Below are 16812 nucleotides of genomic sequence, written 5' to 3'. Positions count from 1 at the left end.
AGCGCTGCGGTTTGGATGGGTACGGTGGGGGGCGGCGCCGACTAACCCGGCTCGAACGAACACCGCCATTCCTGGTCTTCCCGCTCGAACAGGCGCCCGGCCTCCGGCGGTCCCCAAGTCCCGGCGGGATAGGTGTGGATATGCTCCCGCTCCATGGCCCAGGTCTGGACGATGGGGTCCACCACCCGCCACGCCCATTGCACCTCGTCCGAGCGCAGGAACTGGGCGTGGTCGCCCTCGATCACGTCCAGCAACAGGGTTTCGTAGGCATCCAGGCTCCGATGCCCCGTTTGGCGGCAGGTGCTGGCGTCGAGTTGGGTGGTGCGGGTGTTCATCCCGACCCCCGCCTCCCGCACCTGGAGTTCGGCCCGGATGCATTCCTCCGGCTGGATGCCGATCAACAGCCAATTCGGCGGCAACGGCCCGGGCCGGATATTCCCGAACAATTGCTGTGGCGTCTGCCGGAAGCGGATGGCGATCAAGGAACCATCCCGCGCCAGGCGTTTGCCGGTGCGCAGGTAGAACGGCACACCCCGCCAACGCCAGTTGTCGATCAGGAGCTTGACGGCGGCATAGGTCTCGGTGGTGCTGCGCGCTGGAATCCCCGCTTCCTCGACATAGCCGGGCAGGGACCGCTCCGCGCCGCCGCCGTGGGCGTACTGCGCCCGGAACGCCTGGGCGTGGACCGCCCAGGCCGGGATCGGGCGGATCGATTGCAGCACCTTGACCTTCTCGTCGCGGATCGATTCGGCCTCCAGCCGGGCGGGCGGTTCCATCGCGGTCAGGGCCAGCATTTGCAGCAGATGGCTCTGGATCATGTCGCGCAACGCGCCGGTGCCGTCGTAGAACCCGGCCCGGCCCTCGATGCCGGCGGTTTCGCCATGGGTGATCTGCACATGGTCGATGAAATTGCGGTTCCACAAGGGCTCCAGCATCAGGTTGGCGAAGCGGAACACGAAGATGTTCTGCACCGTTTCCTTGCCCAGGTAATGGTCGATGCGGAAAATTTGATGTTCGGCGAAATCGCGGTGCAGGGCGTGGTCCAGGGCCAGGGCGCTGTCCAGGTCGGAACCGAAGGGTTTTTCCACCACCAAGCGCCGCCAGCCCGCTTGTTCCGCGTTCAGTCCCGCCGTGGCCAGATAGGCCGCCGCCGTCCGGTATTCCGAGGGCGGCAGCGACAGGTAGAACACCAGGTTCCGGGGCGGGCCGGGCGTTTGGGCCAGGGTATCGGCCAGCGGACGGGCGGAATCCGGCGCGTCGAGGTCGGCGGTGAAGAACCGGAACCGGGGCAACAGCGAGGCCAGGGCCGCCCGATCCAGCGCCGGGCCCAACTGGGATTCCAAGGCCCGCGCCACCTCTCCGCGCCATTGCTCGTCGTCCCAGGGGCGGCGGCCCACGCCCAGCACGGCGAAGGGCTCGGGCAAACGCCCGGCCCGGTGCAGCCGGTACAGGGCGGGCAACAGCTTGGTGCGGGCCAGGTGCCCTGTCGCACCGAAAATCACGAACACGCAAGGGTCCAACATACGTACCTCCGGGGAATCGACGCGGCGGGGTTTGGCGTTGGACCCGGAACCCGGAGGAAAGATCGCCGATGGCGTCCCCCGTTCAGGCTTGGAACGGCGTGGTCGAGGGAATGTAGAACTCGCGCGAGGGCAGCCGGTCCAGGCAACGCCGACAAGTGGGATGGCCGGCCTTGCCTTCCAGGAAATCCCGGCGTAGCCGTTGGATCGCCGGATGCCGCTCCCACAACTCCCGCAAGGAATGGCGGTCCAACTCGCCGGCCGCGGTATAGGCCAGCGTGCCCTTGAGGTCGATGCAACAGGCTTGCAGCCGGCCATCGGCCAGGATCACCAGGCGCTTCCAAGGCGAATCGCAGAACCCGAATTCCCTGGGTAGGCCCACCGGCTTGGCCGGGTCGACCTCGGGATAGAGGCCGCCGCTGGCGATATTGCGGGCCGAGAGGATCAGGGCGCGGCGGTTGGGTTTTTCGTGGGTGTACCAGGTCGAATTGGGCTTGACCCCGGCCAGCGTATGTTCGATGCCCACATCGGCCAGGAATTGGTCGGCGAAGCGGCGGATGCGGTCCAGGGTGTCCGGCGAAGCGCGGTCCCGGGCGGTCAGGTAGAAATTCAGGCGCAGGATCTGCCGCGACGGCGAATCCAGCCAGCCCCGCACATAGTCCTTGAGGCCCGCCAGGTAGCGCCCGAAATCGATATCCGAGCGCAGCTTGAATTCCTCCGGCGAGGTGGAGACATGGATGCTGAGGCTCATCGCCAAATCCAGGAAGCGCCGTTGCAGGTTCGAGCCATTGGTGATGAGGGTGATTTTCAAGCCCTTGGCATTGGCGGCCTGGGCGAATTCATAAAAGTGCTTGTGGAGGGTGGGTTCCCCGTCGCAATGGAAATGGATGGGGCCGGGCGTCAGTGCCGCGACCTGATCGAGTACCCGGTGGAACAATCCGGGCTCCATCGCCGTCTTGCGCGGATGTTCGTGGCTTTCGCAGTAGAAGCAGTGGTAATTGCAGACCGAGGTGAGTTCGATGAAAACCTGCGGCTGGGCCAGACAGGCGGTTTCGAGATGGCGGGCATAGCCGGGATGGGCGGCGTCGCCCCGCAAGGCCGGTGGGTCGGCCTGGGTTGGATGGGTCATGGGGGCCTCGTGGGATGGCGGGAAATCCGGTGTCCGGGGAACGGGGCGCAGTATACCCGGCGCATCGGGCCGTGGCCGGGCGGAGGGCGGTTGGGCGGAGCGGCGAATGGTGAATTTTGCGGCGGTCCCGGCCGCGGCGGCGCGGTTTCCGCCCATCGGCGATTGCCTCGTCAAATGATAGCCAATATCATCTGGACCCATTCCCCGAGTTCGCGAGGGGATTCTCCTCCCTATCCTCATCACGGAACCCATAACACCATGCGCCATCCCGCTCCACGCCTCGCCCTGTCCGCCGCCGCCCTCGTGTTTGCCTGCGCCGCGACCGCCGCCGAGGATTACGTCCTCACGATCAAGGACCATCAGTTCACCCCGGCGGAACTCGAAGTCCCGGCCGGCCAGAAATTCAAGCTCACCGTCAAGAACGAGGACGCCAGCCCCGAGGAATTCGAGAGCAAGACCCTCAAGAAGGAAAAGATCGTGCCGGCCAAGAAGCAGATCGTCATGCCCATGGGGCCGCTGGAACCCGGCAGCTACGACTTCGTCGGCGAATTCCACGAGGCCACCGCCAAGGGCCGTTTGATCGCCAAGTAGGGGGAACCGCCATGCTCGCCACCGCCATCATCGTATTCCGCGAGGTCATCGAAGCGGCCTTGGTCATCAGCATCGTCATGGCCGCCAGCCGGGGGGTCGCCCGCCGCGGCCTGTGGGTCTGGGGCGGCGTGGGCTTGGGCCTTGTGGGTTCCTGCGTCGTCGCCGCCTTCGCCGACCGGCTGGCCGAAGCCGCCGCCGGGGTGGGCCAGGAATTGTTCAACGCGGCGATCCTGTTCACGGCGGTGGGGATGCTGGGCTGGCACAACGTCTGGATGCGCCGCCATGGCCGCGAGTTGGCGATGGAGATGAAGCAGGTGGGGCAGGCGGTGTTGTCGGGCACCCGGCCCTTGTACGCGCTGGGCTTGGTGGTCGGGCTCGCGGTGCTGCGCGAGGGGTCCGAGGTGGTGCTGTTCCTGTATGGCATCGCCACCGGCGGCGAGGGCGGCACCGGTGCCATGCTGCTGGGCGGCGCGGTGGGCCTGGGGTTGGGGGCGGCGGTCGGGTTGGCCATGTATTTCGGCCTGCTGCGGGTGCCGACCCGGCATTTGTTCGCCGTGACCAGCGGCTTGATCCTGTTCCTGGCGGCGGGTTTGGCTTCGCAGGGCGCGGCCTGTCTGGTCGATGCCGATTGGCTGCCGCCCCTGGGCCGCGCGGTGTGGAACACCTCGGACCTGCTGTCGGAGGACAGCCTCGCCGGACAGGTGCTGCATACCCTGGTGGGTTATGTGTCGCGGCCCGACGGGGTGCAGATCGTGTTCTATCTGGCGACCCTGGTCATCATCGCCAGCCTGATGCGGCGGTTCGGCGACAAGCCGGGCCGCTCTGCCTCGTCCTGAGCGGGGGATATCCAGTGCCGGACGCCATTTCCCTGCCCATAGGCCGCTACCGCGCCTGGTTTTTGGCCGACGCGCCGGTCGGGTTCTCCGAATTCCCCGGCTCGGCCTGGCGCGGGGCGTTCGGCCACGCCCTGAAGGGTGCCGCCTGCGCCACCCAGGAGCCGCGCTGCGAAACCTGCATGCTCTACCGGAGCTGCGCCTACCCCTATTTGTTCGAGACCCCGCCGCCGCCGGACGCCGCCAAGATGCGGCGCTATTCCGCCGTGCCCCATCCCTATGTGTTCGATCCCCTGCCCCCGACGGCGGCGGGGTGCGCCCTGGAATTCAGCCTGTTCGGCGCGGCCAACCGCCATCTGGCCTTGGTGGTGTACGCGCTGGGGCGGGCGGGCGCGGGGGAATTGGGCGTCGCCGGCAACCGCCTGCGCCTCGACCGCCTGGAACGGGAACTCGGCCTGGGTTCGGGGGAATGGCGGGAAGTCGCCCTGCCGGAAGGCTTGGCGGCGGTGGGGATGCCGTCGCCGCCGGAGATTCCCGGTCCCTTGGGCGCGGTGGAGATCGCCATCGAAACTCCCCTGCGCCTGAAGCGGGAGGGGAAGCATGTCGGTCCCGGCGTGTTCGCCTTCGCCGATCTGTTCGGGAACCTGCTGCGGCGGATTTCCATGCTCACCTATTTCCACACCGATACCCCGCTGGAGACCGATTTCCGGGGCTTGAGCGACGACGCCCGGCGGGTGCGGGCGGAGTCGGCGCTGGAATGGCGGGAGCAACGCCGCTATTCCAACCGCCAGCGCCAGGCCATGCGCCTGGGCGGGGTGTGGGGGCGGATGCGGCTCGAGGGGGAGGATTTGACGCCGTTCTGGCCCTATCTCTGGCTGGGCCAATGGACCCACGCCGGCACCGGCGCGACCATGGGGCTGGGCCGCTACCGGCTCCATGCGGGGGCGGAGCGCGGGGCCGTGGACGTGTAGGGCCGTCGCGGTGGGCACGCGATACGTGCCCACCCTACAGGAAATATGAAAACGCGCTAGGTCCGCCGTTCCAGGCCGGGTCCGGCCAAGAGGGCGGTCCAGTGCGGCGGCGGATAACCCGCCTTCCCGGCCAGCAGGGTGGCGGCTTCTTCCGGCGGCACCGGCGGGCTGTGGTAATAGCCCTGGATTTCGTCGCAGCCATGCGCCTTGAGGAACTCCCATTGCTCCGGGGTTTCCACCCCTTCCGCGATCACCCGCAGCTTCAGGTTCCGCGCGATGGCGATGATGGTCAGCACGATCTCGGCGTCGTCGGTGTCGTGCGACAGATCGCGGATGAAGGACTGGTCGATCTTGAGCTTGTCGAACGGGAAGTTCTTGAGGTGGTTGAGGCTGGAATAGCCGGTGCCGAAATCGTCCACCGAGATCGAAATGCCCCGCGCCTTCAGCTTGGCCAGGGTCTCGCCGGTCTTGGCCGGGTCCTTCATCAGGGTGGTCTCGGTCAGTTCCAGTTCCAGGTAGCGGGGTTCGAGGCCGGTGTCCTCCAGCACCTTGGCGATCATCCGCGCCTCGTAGTCCACTTCCAATTGCCGCGCCGAGAGGTTCACCGCCATCACGATCCTGGGGAGTCCTTCGTCCTGCCACGCCTTGTTCTGGGCGCAGGCGGTGCGGAGCGCCCATTCGCCGATGGATTCGATCAGGCCGGTTTCCTCGGCCAGCGGGATGAACTGGCCGGGCGAGATCAGGCCGAATTCCGGGTGCCGCCAGCGGATCAGGGCTTCCAGGCCGACGATCCAGCCGCTGGCCAAATCCACCTGTGGCTGGTAGTGCAGCAGGAATTCCCCATGGTCCAAGGCCCGCCGCAAATCGCCCTCCAGCCTGAGTTTCCGGGAAATCTCGCTGGCCATGCTGTTCTCGAAGAAGCAGAAGCCGTTGCCGCGTTCCTTGGCGCGGAACATCGCCATGTCGGCGTGCTTGATGAGGATGCCGCTGGACGTCCCGTCGGCGGGGTACAGGGCGATGCCGATGCTGGTGCTGAGATAAAGCTCCCGCCCCAGGAACACGAAGGGCTTGGCGATGGTGGCGCGGACCTTCTCCGCCACCATGGCGGCGATCTCGGGACCGCCGATGTTGTGCAGGATGACGGTGAACTCGTCCCCGCCGAAGCGCGAGACGGTATCGACCGGCCTCAGGCAGCCCTTGACGCGCTCGGCGGCGGTCTTGAGCAGCAGGTCGCCGACCTCGTGGCCCATGGTGTCGTTGACCAGCTTGAAGCGGTCGAGGTCCAGGAACAGGATGGCATGGACCCGCTCCGGGTCCGCGGCGGCGGCGCGTTCCGCCACCAGGGTTTCGAGGCGTTCGCGGAACAGGGCGCGGTTGGGCAGGCCGGTGAGGGCGTCCTGGTAGGCCAGCCGGGTCACATGCTGCTGGGCGCGGCTGGCCTCCAGCATCCGGGTGACGCGCTGGCGCAGCACGGAGAAATGCACCGGTTTGGGGATGTAGTCGCTGGCCCCCGCCGAGAACGCCCGTTCGATGGAATGGTCGTCGTCCAGGGCGGTGATGATGAGGATGGGGATGGCCTCGCCGCCGGGCAGGTCGCGGATGCGGCTACAGGCGGTGAAGCCGTCCATCTTGGGCATGCGGGCGTCCATCAGGAGCAGGTCCGGCATCTTGCGCTCGCACAGGGCCAGGGCTTGCAGGCCGTTGGTGGCCTGCTCGATCTGGTAGCCGTCCTTGAGCAGGACGTTGTGCAGGGCGAAGCGCATGGAGCGGTCGTCGTCGGCCACCACGATGCGCGGGGTTTCCTTGGGTTCCACCGTTTTCTGGGCGCGGCGCGGGTGGGGGTTTTGCCCGCGCAGTTCGACCACCAGCCGTTCGTATTCCTCGGTCAGCCGGGCGTAGAGTTCGGGCGCGGTGTCCTCGCCGCCGCCCCGGCCCAGTTCCTCCAGTTGCCGGGTCAGTTCCACCAGGCCGTGCGCCCCCAGGTTCTTGCCGCTGCCCTTGAGGCAGTGGGCGACTTCCTCGATGGCGGCGAAGTCCTCCGCCGCGATGGCCTTCTCCAGCGACCGCAGGTACATCGGCGTGTCCTCCAGGAACACCTCGATGATACGGAAATACGCCGGGCCGGTTTCCTCGCGCAGCTTGTCCAGGATTTCCCGGTCCAGGCAGTCCGGGGCGGCGGGCGGCGGTAGCGCGGGGTCGGCGTCCGCCGCCGGGTCCTGGGGTTCGGCCCGGAGCCGGTCGCGTTCCTGCGAGAGCCAGCGGGTGAGCTTGTCCTTGAGCGGCTCCATCTTCAAGGGCTTGGACAGGTAATCGTCCATGCCGGCCGCGATGCAGGTGTCGCTGTCGCCGTCCTGCACATGGGCGGTCATGGCGATGATGGGGATTTGGGCCGGGTTGCCGCCCAGCATGCGGATGCGCCGCGAGGCTTCGTAGCCGTCCATGCGCGGCATATGGCAATCCATCAGCACCAGGTCGAACGGCGACTGGGCGATGGCGTCCAGGGCTTCCTGGCCGGTGCTGGCGATGGCGGTCTGGCAGCCCAACCGTTCCAGCATGCCGAGCGCGACCTGTTGGCTGGCGCGGTTGTCCTCCACCACCAGGATGCGCTTGCCGCCGTAGGTCGGGTGCTTGGCCTCGGCCAGCCCGGTATGGGGCGCGTATTCGAGCAAGGCCAGCTTGGCGCTCATCAGGCAGTCGTGCAGGGGCGAGGCCTGCACCGGCTTGGCGATGCTGTCGACGATATTGGCGGGCCGGGCTTCGTCCCATTCGGGTTCGGGCGGGCTCGCCATCAGCACGATGTGCAGTTTCGCCAGGGCCGGGTCCTCGGCGATGCGGTGGGCCAGTTCCAGGCCGCCCAGCCCCGGCATGATCTGGTCCACCAGGGCGATGTGGTAGGGTTTGCCGCGGGCGGCGGCGATCCGCATCAGGCGCAGCGCCTGGTAGCCGGTGACGGCGCTGGCGTAGGACGCCCCCCAGCTTTTCAGGAATTGCTCCAGGCAGCGGCAGTTCACCGGGCTGTCGTCCACGATCAGGATGCGTAGCCCCGCCATGTCCTCGCGCTGGGGGCGGACCGGCGCCGGGGTTTCGGTGGAGGGCGTCTCGAAGGGGATGGTGAACCAGAAGGTGCTGCCCTGGCCGGGTTCGCTGTCGACGCCGATATCCCCGCCCATGAAATCCACCAATTTGCGGCAGATGGCGAGGCCGAGGCCGGTGCCGCCGTAGTTGCGGGTGGTCGAACCGTCGGCTTGGGTGAAGGCTTCGAAGATGCGCTGCTGGGCCTCGGCGGGGATGCCGATGCCGCTGTCCGCCACCTCGAACCGGAGCGCGGCCTTGCCTTCCCTGCCCCCGGTCGGGTCGATCCTGCCCCGGACCTCCACCGTGCCGTTTTCGGTGAACTTGATGGCGTTGCCGATCAGGTTGACCAGGACCTGGCGGATGCGGGCCGGTTCGCCCTTGAGCCGGTGCGGGACTTCGTCGGCGACCACGTAGGCCAGTTCGATGTGCTTGCGCTGGGCCTGCCCGGCCAGGAGTCCGATGACCTCGTCCAGCATGTCCTGCAAATCGAAATCGATGGGCTGGAATTTCAGCTTGCCGGAATCGGTGCGGGAGAAATCCAGGATATCGTCGATCAGCTTGAGCAGGGATTCGCCGGCGTTGCGGGCCACGCTGACGTATTCGTGCTGCTTGGGCCCGAGGCCCATGTCGTGCAGCAATTCCAACATGCCCAGCACGCCGTTGAGCGGCGTCCTCAGTTCGTGGCTGACGTTGGCGGCGAATTCGCCCTTGATCCTCGCCGATTCCAGGGCGGCGTCGCGGGCGTTCTCCAATTGCAGTTCGCGGGTCTCCAACACCGCCATCATGGCGTTGAAGGCGCGTTCCATGTCGATGATGTCCTTGGGCCCGCGCACGTCGGCCCGGAGGTTCTTCTCCCCGGAGGAGGCCTTGCCCATGATCTCGGCCAGGTTCTTGAGCGGGTGGGTCAGGCGCTGGGTGATCGCCAGCAGCAACAACAGCAGCAGCAGGGCGAAGGCCACCGACACCGCGAGGTTGGTGCGCAGGATGCTGGCGGCCATGGTCTTGAGGGTGTCCTTGCCCATCTTCATCCGCGCATGGCCGATCAGTTCCGCCGTCTTGGGCGTGGCGGCGAAGGGCGAGTCCTGGTCCTCCTTGCCCATGTTCAGGTAGACCGGGGCCACGAAATACCAGGCGTCGGCGGTTTCCAGGTCCAAGCGCGGCCAGCGCGGCCATTCCCCGGTTTCCGCGCCGGGCGGGATGGCGCCCTCGCCCTTTTCCAGGAGGGCGTGGTGGTTGAGGTCGTAGATGCCGGCCCCCCGCACGTCCGGGAAGGCCAGCCCGGCCCGCAGGGGTTCCTCGGCGTTGTCGCCGCTGAGGTAGATCAGGGCCAGGGCGCTCTGCCCGGCCAGGGTTTCGGTGGCTTGCAATCCTTGCTCGATGAGCTTGGTATGCACGATCCGGCTCGACAGCGTCGAGATGGCGAGCGAGGACAGCAAGGCCAGGCAGAGGATGCCGATGGAGAAGGTCAGCGCCAGTTGGTGCAGGAAGCTGGTGCGACCGAACAAGGACCGGGATCGTTTTTTCATCGGAGCTTGTTATGGGTTGGCACGGTTTCAGGGAGAGGGGAAGATCAGGTTGAATTTGCGCTTGTCCTGGCTGGATATCCTGAGCCCCAGATGCTCGGCGGTGCGGGAGTTCACCGCGATCAGCAAGTCCTTGAGGGGCAGGATGCCGGGGGGTTTCCCCCCGCCCGGCAACCATTCCTGGGCCAGGGCGGCGAGGCTGTGGCCCAGGCCTTCGTTGTCGGGATAGAGCGAGAACAATACCCCTTTCTTGACATGTTCGGGATTGTTCGAGAACACCACCAGGTTTTTTTCCCAGGCTTCTTTCAAGACCGCCGGCAACAGGGCGGTTTCGTCCAGGGTCGAATTATCCTGGGGCAGCCACAGGGCTTCCGAATTGTCCTTGATTTGGCCGAAGAAGTCCCGGTAGAGGTTGGCGGCTTCGCGGATGTTCCCGGCCGGCAGGGTGTTCAGCGCCAGGCCGCGCCGCTTGGCGGCCTCCCGCGCCCGGACCATCATCCATTCGTCGCGGCCCTGGTTGTAGATCACGGTCACCCGCTTGACCGGGGCGACCAGGGACTTCAGCCAGTCGAACAACACCTCCGGGTCCGGGGTGAGGGCGATCCCCGAATAGGCCGCGCTTTCCGGGCTGTGCACGACCAGGACCGCCCCCATCACGACCGGCAGCCCGGGCGGGAACTTGCGGATCGCCAGCATCCCCAGGCGGCCCAGGGCGACGACCACCTTGACCTGCTCGTCCCGCAGCCGCGTCCCCAGGGCCGCGATATCGTCGGTTTCCTCCACCATGTATTTGTCCGAGGGGACTTTCAAGCCGGCCTGGATCCCCTCGACGATCTTGGCGAACACGCTCCGGTAGGGTTCGCGCACGTCGGGGTAGAGGATCGCCACCGGCGCGGCCTGGGCCAAGGCCAAGGCCGGCCACAAGGCCAGCACCAGGGCGGCCAGCACGGCGCGGACCGGCCTGTTCAAGCGCCACATCCTGGCCGGGGCCGGTGGCCCGCGTCGGAAGGGGGGTACGCCCGCAGGGGGGGCCGGGACTCAAAATTCAAACCGGATTTCCCCGTAGAAGTTGCGCCCGGCCAGCGGGAGGTCGTAGGGGATGAAGGCCGGGTTGCCCGAGGAACCCGCCGGACTCGGCTCCCTGGCGTCGGTGTTGAACAGGTTGCGGACCGAGAAGGCGATTTCCCAATGGTCCATGAGGTATTTGCGCCTGAGGGTCAGGTCGACCAGGCTGTAGTCGGCGATATTGGGCCGGTTGTCGCCGGCCGCCCGTTCCCGGTCCAGGATCCATTTGACCTGGGGGTTGAGATGCCAATTGGGCAGGAATTGCCAGTCGCCCCGGAGGTAGAGCTGGTGGTGCGGGGCGTAGCCGGCGTCGTGGTGGGTGGACTGGTCGATGGAATGCTGGTAGGCGTACCAGCCGGTGAGCTTGAAATCCTCGGTGGCCTGCCAGTCCGCCTCCAGTTCCAGGCCGTGGCCGTTTTGTTGGCCGCTGTTCTGGGCGATGTAGGTGCCCGAGCCGGGAGCGGCTACGAAACGGATGATATCGCTCCACCAATAATTGAAGATATTGGCCCCGAGGCGGAGCTTATCCGTGGGATGGTAATCGAAAGCCAGCTCTATGGAATTGATGGTCTCGGGTTTCAGGTTGGGATTCCCAAGGTCCACCGGGTTGTTGATATTCCGGGTTTCGGCGAAGGATGGGGCGCGGAAGGCCCGGCCATAGAGGAGTTTGGTGGTCAAATCCTGGCGGGTTTCCCAGACCAGGGCCAGGCGCGGATTGATGGTGTCGCCGAAGTCGGAGTAATGGTCGTAGCGCACGCCGGTGGTGAGTTGCCAGTCGTTGGAGAAACGCCATTCGTCCTGGAGGAAGGCGAAGGTGTCGGTACGGCTGCCTTTTTTGAGGAAGACATCGGGGGTGTCGCTGACATCCTCCAATCCTCCCAGGGGTTGCGGAATGCCGGAGGCGAGGGGGATGTAGTAGTTCTTGGTTTCCCGGACATCGTAGATGCTGAGGTAGTTGAAGCCCATGCCCAATCTCACGACATGCCGGTCGAAGCCCGAATAGAACGCCGACAGGTTGGAACGGACTTGGCGCTCGAAAACCTCGGGGTTGCCGATCATGCCGCGGGTGAAGGTGCCGGTGCCGAAATCCGCCCCCTTGGGATAGAGCAGCGCGTTCTCGCCCACTTGCTGGCTGGTGTCGAAATAGCTGACCTGTGCCGTTACGTCCCAGTCCTTGGTGAATTCTGGATTGTGGTAGGTGATATCGGCATTCCAACGGTCGCTGGAGAAGCGTCCGTTGGGGTCGAGGGCCTGGCCTATCCCCGGACCCGTACCCCAGTTGTTCCGGTGTTGCAGGCCGCCCCTCACCCGCCAGTTTTCGCGGGAAAGGTCCAGGCGCGCATCGAAGTTTTCGCGCTGGAGGTTGACGGAACCGGGGGCCAGGGAGGCTTGGGTGTGGTAAAGCCCGTCGTACAGGGTTTGGGCGTCGGCTTGGATGGTTCGGTCTTGTCCGGCGGTTTGGTGGTATTCCACCATGGCCGCCACATCGAAGCCCGCCCAGGTGTCCCCGTGCAGCCCCCAGCCGTCATAGGTGTCGAAGCTGCCCACCCTGCCGCCGATCTCGGTGCCGTTAATATCTTCCTTGGTCTTGGTGATGATGTTGATGACACCGGCGAAGGCGTCGGCGCCGTATAGCGCCGATCCGGGGCCGCGGATCACCTCGATGCGGGAAATGGCTTGGACCGGCATGCCCCCCCATACTTGGTTCCTGTCGCCGACGAACAGGTTGGTGATGGGTATTCCATTGACGAGGACCAGGACCTGCGGGTTTTCTTTGGAGTAGATCCCCCGGATGGTATAGATGGGATCGTAGCCGGTGGTGTTCCTCGCCACGTGGAGGCCGGGCACCGTCTCCAAGGCCTCGTCGAGGTCCGTGGCGCCCATCCGCTTGATATCCTCGGCGGTGATCACGGTGGTGGTGGCCGGGGCTTCGGAGATGCGTTGCTTGCCGCCGGTCGCGATGCTGATGATTTCCTCGTTCCCATAAACCTGAAGCAATACCTTTTCATCTTCTTGCCCGACCGTTTCTTGCTCGACCGTTTGGGCCATCGCCATGCCGGGCAGCAGAAAAAGGCCGATGACATGCCTATATATCGTGGCCATAGGGGGTTTCCGTTAGGGGGCTATCGATTCCGGGGGCCGGGCGCTTACGGCGATTGCCCCGGTTCGCCCGCGGCGGGGGTATGCCACGGCCGGGCCGGGGTGCCCTCGTAGGCGATCCTATCGCAACGCAGGGGGAAAAAGCCCAGGCCGGGTTGGTTTACCGCCTCGATATAGCAGGGGAACATGCCGGCGGAAAAACCCAGGATCATGAAATGGTGGTATTCGCGGCGCGAGAGGCCCTGGTCCGCCGCGATGGCGGCCAGCAGCGCCGCGATGTTCATCGGCAGCCGGAACCTGTGGGCGAGCAGGATATCCTCGATCTCGAAGGCCAGCGCCACATGGGGACCGCGGGGGAAGCCCAGTTCGCCGAGCAAGGCCAACACCGGGCCGATCCTCTCGTCGGTCCGCCGCACCGGCCTGCCGTAGCCGGGCAGGGTCCGGTTCCGCCGTAGCCGGTCCTTGACGAACTCCGCGAGGTTTCCCCCGAGGTCCCTGGCCGTTTTGGCCGCCAGCAGGAAATCTATGGCCCCGATGATGGGCCGGTGGCCGTAGATCGTGGCTTCGGAGACCGCGTTGGCCCCGCAGACCGCCAAGGAGGCCGTGCTGCGGACGGTCCCCGCCAGGGCCGCGACCCGGTTGTTCCATAGCCTGGGGTCGGGATAGCTGGTGCAGAGGGTCCAGATGCCCTCGAACAGCCTGGTTTGGTTGGCGTCGAACCTGCGCCCGGTGATGCCGTAGAGCAGGAGTTCCATCCAGGCCATGTCCTTGCAATCGCGGTGCAGGTCCTTGCCGCGGAACACCACGCGCCCTTCCGCCGGGAAGAACGCGCCCATCCCGGTGGTCCAGCGGTCCTCGCTTTGTTCGAGCCGTTCGGGGCCGCCCATGTCAGTCTGTTTCCGGGCGGCGCGGGCCGGGGTCGTCGGCGAGGACGAGGCCGTCGCCAAAAAAGGGGAATTTGCGCCAGCCGTAGCCCCGCTGTTCCAGGGCGTGGACCGCCGCGCCCGGCAGGCGCAGCAGCAGGCAGAGCATCTCGGCTTGGTCGCGGTCGAAGCCGAGGTCGGCCAGGGCCGCCGCCGCCACGCCGATCAGGGTCAAAGGCGACCGTGCCGCCGCTTCCAGGTCGGGCCGTTGTCGATGCAGCCAGGGCAGGGCCGGGCCCGGACTCAGCCCGGCGAGGTGGGCGAGGGTTTGCCGCACCGGCAGGGGGCAGTCCGCGCCGTTGGGATCGAAGCCGGGGAAGTGGTCGATTCCGGGCCAGATATCCGCGGGGCCGGGAGGGGCCGGCGGTTGCCGCAGCCGCCCGGTCCAGGCCTTGAGGTCGGTGCCGCAGTCCCGCCAGAGGTCCATGGCGAGGGCGGTTTCGTGCGCCCCGCCCAACTGCCCGGCACCCACGGCCAATGCGGCCATCAGGCTGGCGGCGTGGGTGGATCCGCCGACCCCGCCGCACATCGCGGCGTGTACGCCGGGATCGCGCGGGCCGGGATTGGCCAGGGCCACGGCCAGGTCTTCCAGCAACCGCGCCTCCGCCGGGGCCGGGCGTTCCCGCTTGAACAGGAGATAGAGGTATTCGGCCCAGCTTGCTTTGCCCAGCAGGTCGCCATAGACATCGTAGCCGCCGCAGCGGCAGACGGCGGCGGCGAACGGATTGCCGGCCTCGGGGGTTTCTTCCCAGATACGGGTGTGTATGACTTCCTTAGCCGGCTTCATCGTCGAGTCCCAGGACTTTGATGCGCATGGCGATGGGGGGGACTTCATCGGCGTCGATCCGCACATCCAGCACCGTGGGGCCGGGCCGGGCGCACAGGGCGGCGATATCCAGCGCCCTGAGGTCGGCCGGGGAACGGATGATCTGGCCGGCCGCGCCCATGGCCTCGGCATAGGCCCGGAAATCCGTGGGCGGCAACTCGAACGCGACCGGCTCCGATCCCCGGAGGCGCTGGCCATGCTTGACCATCCCCAGGGCGGAGTCGTTCAGCACCACGAAGATGATGGGCAGTTTTTCCTGGACCGCGACGCTGATCTCCTGGCCGCTCATCAAGAGGCTGCCGTCCCCGGTGATGCAGACCACCGGCTGTCGCGGATTGCCCAGGGCGGTGCCGACGGCGGCGCCTATCGCCCAGCCCATCGAGTCGAATTCCATGCAATGCCGGAACCGGCCCGAGCCGTGGGCGGCCTGGGTGGAAGGCCCGCAACCGAAGGGGTGCAGGTAATGGATGGCCCAGGCTTGGCTGTTGCCGGCGTCGGCCAGGAAGCAGGTGTTGCGGGGGAAGGTATCCACCAGTTCCCGCATCAGCCGCTGCGGTTTGATGGGGGCGGAAGTATCCGCGTATTTGTGTTCTTCGTCGAGCCGGAAATGGAGCAGGGTGTCTTGGCTGGCGGTGTCCACATCGCCCATGCCACCCTTGGGGAGTCCGGCCTTGCTGTGGTTTTTGAAATATTCCAGCACGTATTCGAAGATCGACAGGATGCGGCCCCGTACCTGGAGCCGGGCCACCGGGGAGCGCATCAGGTAGCGCTCGTTGGAGTCGATATGGATCAGCCGGTTGTTCATCAGGAGGTCGGTGTTCCAGCCGCAGCTTTCCCATTCGCCCAGGGCCGTGCCCATGGCGACCACCAGGTCCACGGCCGGGTCGGCCAGGGTGTCCTTGGCGGTTTGGTGCCCGGCGAAGCCGATCACGCCTTTGAACAAGGGGAAGTCGGAGCTGACATGGCCCTTGCCGTTGGGCGTGGCCACCACCGGGGCGTGTAATAGGCAGGCCAGTTCCAGGATGTGGGCGCGGGCCTCGCCGCAGCCGCCGCCGATCACGAACACCGGCTTGCGGGCCTGTTCGATCTGCTGGCAGAGTTTATTGGTGATATCCCGGTCGAGCAGGGAAGGGGGTAGGGTGTGGGTGGCGAGGTCGTAGAGGGGGGGAGTGTCGGGCAGGTGGTGGCGGAGGATATCCAGGGGCACGCTGATATGGGCCGGGCCGTGCGGGGAGCCGAAGGCCGCCATCACCGCGGCGGCGAATTTATGCTCGAACTGGTCCACATGGGAGATGAGCGTGCTGTAGCGGGTGCAGTAACGGAAGATGCCGACGGTATCGATTCCGGTGCAGGAGGACTCCTGCAAGGCACCCCGCCCGAAATGGGACAGGGCGGTCTGGGCGGTGACGACCAACATCGGGATATGGTTTTCGTAGGCCGAGGCCACGCCCGTGACCAGGTTGGTGGTGCCGGGCCCGGTGGTGCCGCAGCACACGCCCAGCTTGCCGGTTTCCCGGTAATAGCCATCGGCCATGAACGCCGCGCTGGTTTCGTGCCGTGCCACGACGGCCCTGGGCCCGCCCTTCCTGGCGCTATGGGCCAGGGCGTTGTAGAGCGGTTCGATGGCACCGCCTGGGATGCCGAAGACATAGTCCACCGATAATTGGGCGAGATAATCGATGATGAGGTCGGCGACCTGCCTGTGACGTTTTGATATCACCGTTCCGTTGTCGATGAGATCATTGGTTTGTGACATAGGTTTATCGCTCGGAATGACTGTGGGATTTAGGGGCGTTGTGTTTTGGTTTGTGAGGGAGGTCTATTTCGGGGTATTTAATATCGGGGTTTGGGCGGGGCGTGAGATTCTTTATAATATACCCGTATCGACGGTGCCCTTGGTTTTTGGGGGGTGTGGGACTCTGGTTGTGGCGTTTTTGGGGGCGGGGCCACGCCGATAGCTTAATGTAACGCAATTGTCGGGATTGTTCTACATGTATATGTTTGTGCGGTTTGTGTCTTCTGTCGGTTTAATCCGTGGGCGCGCTGTGGATTTAATCCCCAGGCGCGCGTGACTGTGGTATGGCTGGGGCTACTTGCGGCCGGGGCGGGGTCGGGATCGGAGGGGCCGTGGTGGTGATCCAATGGGTGGACGCCTACCGCCGCGCCGCATCCCGGCCTCGATGACCCCGGCCCTATGGGTTTCTGCCGGATTCCGCCCGGCCGGGTGGTCGAACCGGGCTTGATTGTGGAACTATG

At 66.1% G+C, this 16812-nt stretch carries 11 protein-coding genes; 3 read left to right on the top strand and 8 right to left on the bottom strand.

What is annotated here, in order from left to right:
• Positions 1-41: 41 nt before the first annotated feature.
• Positions 42-1523 (bottom strand): glucose-6-phosphate dehydrogenase, encoded by a 1482-nt coding sequence (gene zwf, locus K5658_RS11890; RefSeq protein ID WP_221063348.1) that lies wholly within the window; start codon positions 1521-1523, stop codon positions 42-44.
• 82 nt (positions 1524-1605) lie between these two features.
• A complete protein-coding gene (locus K5658_RS11885; protein WP_221063347.1) occupies positions 1606-2649 on the bottom strand; it encodes a radical SAM protein in 1044 nt (347 codons plus the stop codon).
• Between the two features lie 258 nt (positions 2650-2907).
• Between K5658_RS11885 and K5658_RS11880 the strand changes: the two genes are divergently transcribed.
• From K5658_RS11880 to cas6, 3 genes are read left to right on the top strand one after another with little or no spacing between them, the layout of a single operon-like run.
• On the top strand, positions 2908-3240 hold the full coding sequence (locus tag K5658_RS11880) for a cupredoxin domain-containing protein (RefSeq protein ID WP_221063346.1): 333 nt from the start codon (positions 2908-2910) through the stop codon (positions 3238-3240).
• An 11-nt stretch (positions 3241-3251) separates the two neighbouring features.
• Positions 3252-4076 (top strand): FTR1 family iron permease, encoded by an 825-nt coding sequence (locus K5658_RS11875; RefSeq protein ID WP_221063345.1) that lies wholly within the window; start codon positions 3252-3254, stop codon positions 4074-4076.
• 14 nt (positions 4077-4090) lie between these two features.
• Positions 4091-5044, top strand: a complete 954-nt coding sequence (cas6, locus tag K5658_RS11870) for a CRISPR system precrRNA processing endoribonuclease RAMP protein Cas6 (protein WP_221063344.1) — start codon at positions 4091-4093, stop codon at positions 5042-5044.
• Between the two features lie 56 nt (positions 5045-5100).
• On the opposite strand, the gene K5658_RS11865 is transcribed toward cas6, so the two are convergent.
• The 6 genes from K5658_RS11865 to K5658_RS11840 all read right to left on the bottom strand — a co-directional run bounded on the left by K5658_RS11865 (position 5101) and on the right by K5658_RS11840 (position 16312).
• The gene (locus K5658_RS11865; protein ID WP_221063343.1) at positions 5101-9645 is read right to left on the bottom strand and encodes an EAL domain-containing protein; all 4545 of its coding nucleotides are present in this window, start codon (positions 9643-9645) and stop codon (positions 5101-5103) included.
• A 27-nt stretch (positions 9646-9672) separates the two neighbouring features.
• Positions 9673-10611, bottom strand: coding sequence for an ABC transporter substrate binding protein (locus K5658_RS11860; RefSeq protein ID WP_221063342.1), 939 nt, complete (start codon positions 10609-10611; stop codon positions 9673-9675).
• 69 nt (positions 10612-10680) lie between these two features.
• Entirely contained in the window at positions 10681-12810 is a 2130-nt protein-coding gene (locus tag K5658_RS11855; protein WP_246628432.1) for a TonB-dependent receptor plug domain-containing protein, read from the bottom strand.
• Positions 12811-12854: 44 nt separating this feature from the next.
• Positions 12855-13694, bottom strand: coding sequence for a citrate synthase family protein (locus tag K5658_RS11850; protein WP_221063341.1), 840 nt, complete (start codon positions 13692-13694; stop codon positions 12855-12857).
• 1 nt (position 13695) lies between these two features.
• Positions 13696-14517: a citryl-CoA lyase gene (locus tag K5658_RS11845; RefSeq protein WP_221063340.1), complete on the bottom strand. Its 822-nt coding sequence runs from the start codon at positions 14515-14517 to the stop codon at positions 13696-13698.
• Positions 14504-16312: a thiamine pyrophosphate-binding protein gene (locus tag K5658_RS11840; RefSeq protein WP_221063339.1), complete on the bottom strand. Its 1809-nt coding sequence runs from the start codon at positions 16310-16312 to the stop codon at positions 14504-14506. Before K5658_RS11840 ends, K5658_RS11845 begins: the two co-directional genes overlap by 14 nt.
• Positions 16313-16812: the final 500 nt, after the last annotated feature.

Source organism: Methylomagnum ishizawai (assembly GCF_019670005.1).
Lineage (GTDB): Bacteria > Pseudomonadota > Gammaproteobacteria > Methylococcales > Methylococcaceae > Methylomagnum > Methylomagnum ishizawai.
Note: the sequence above shows the minus strand (reverse complement) of the source record. Positions and strands in the feature narration are given on the sequence as shown.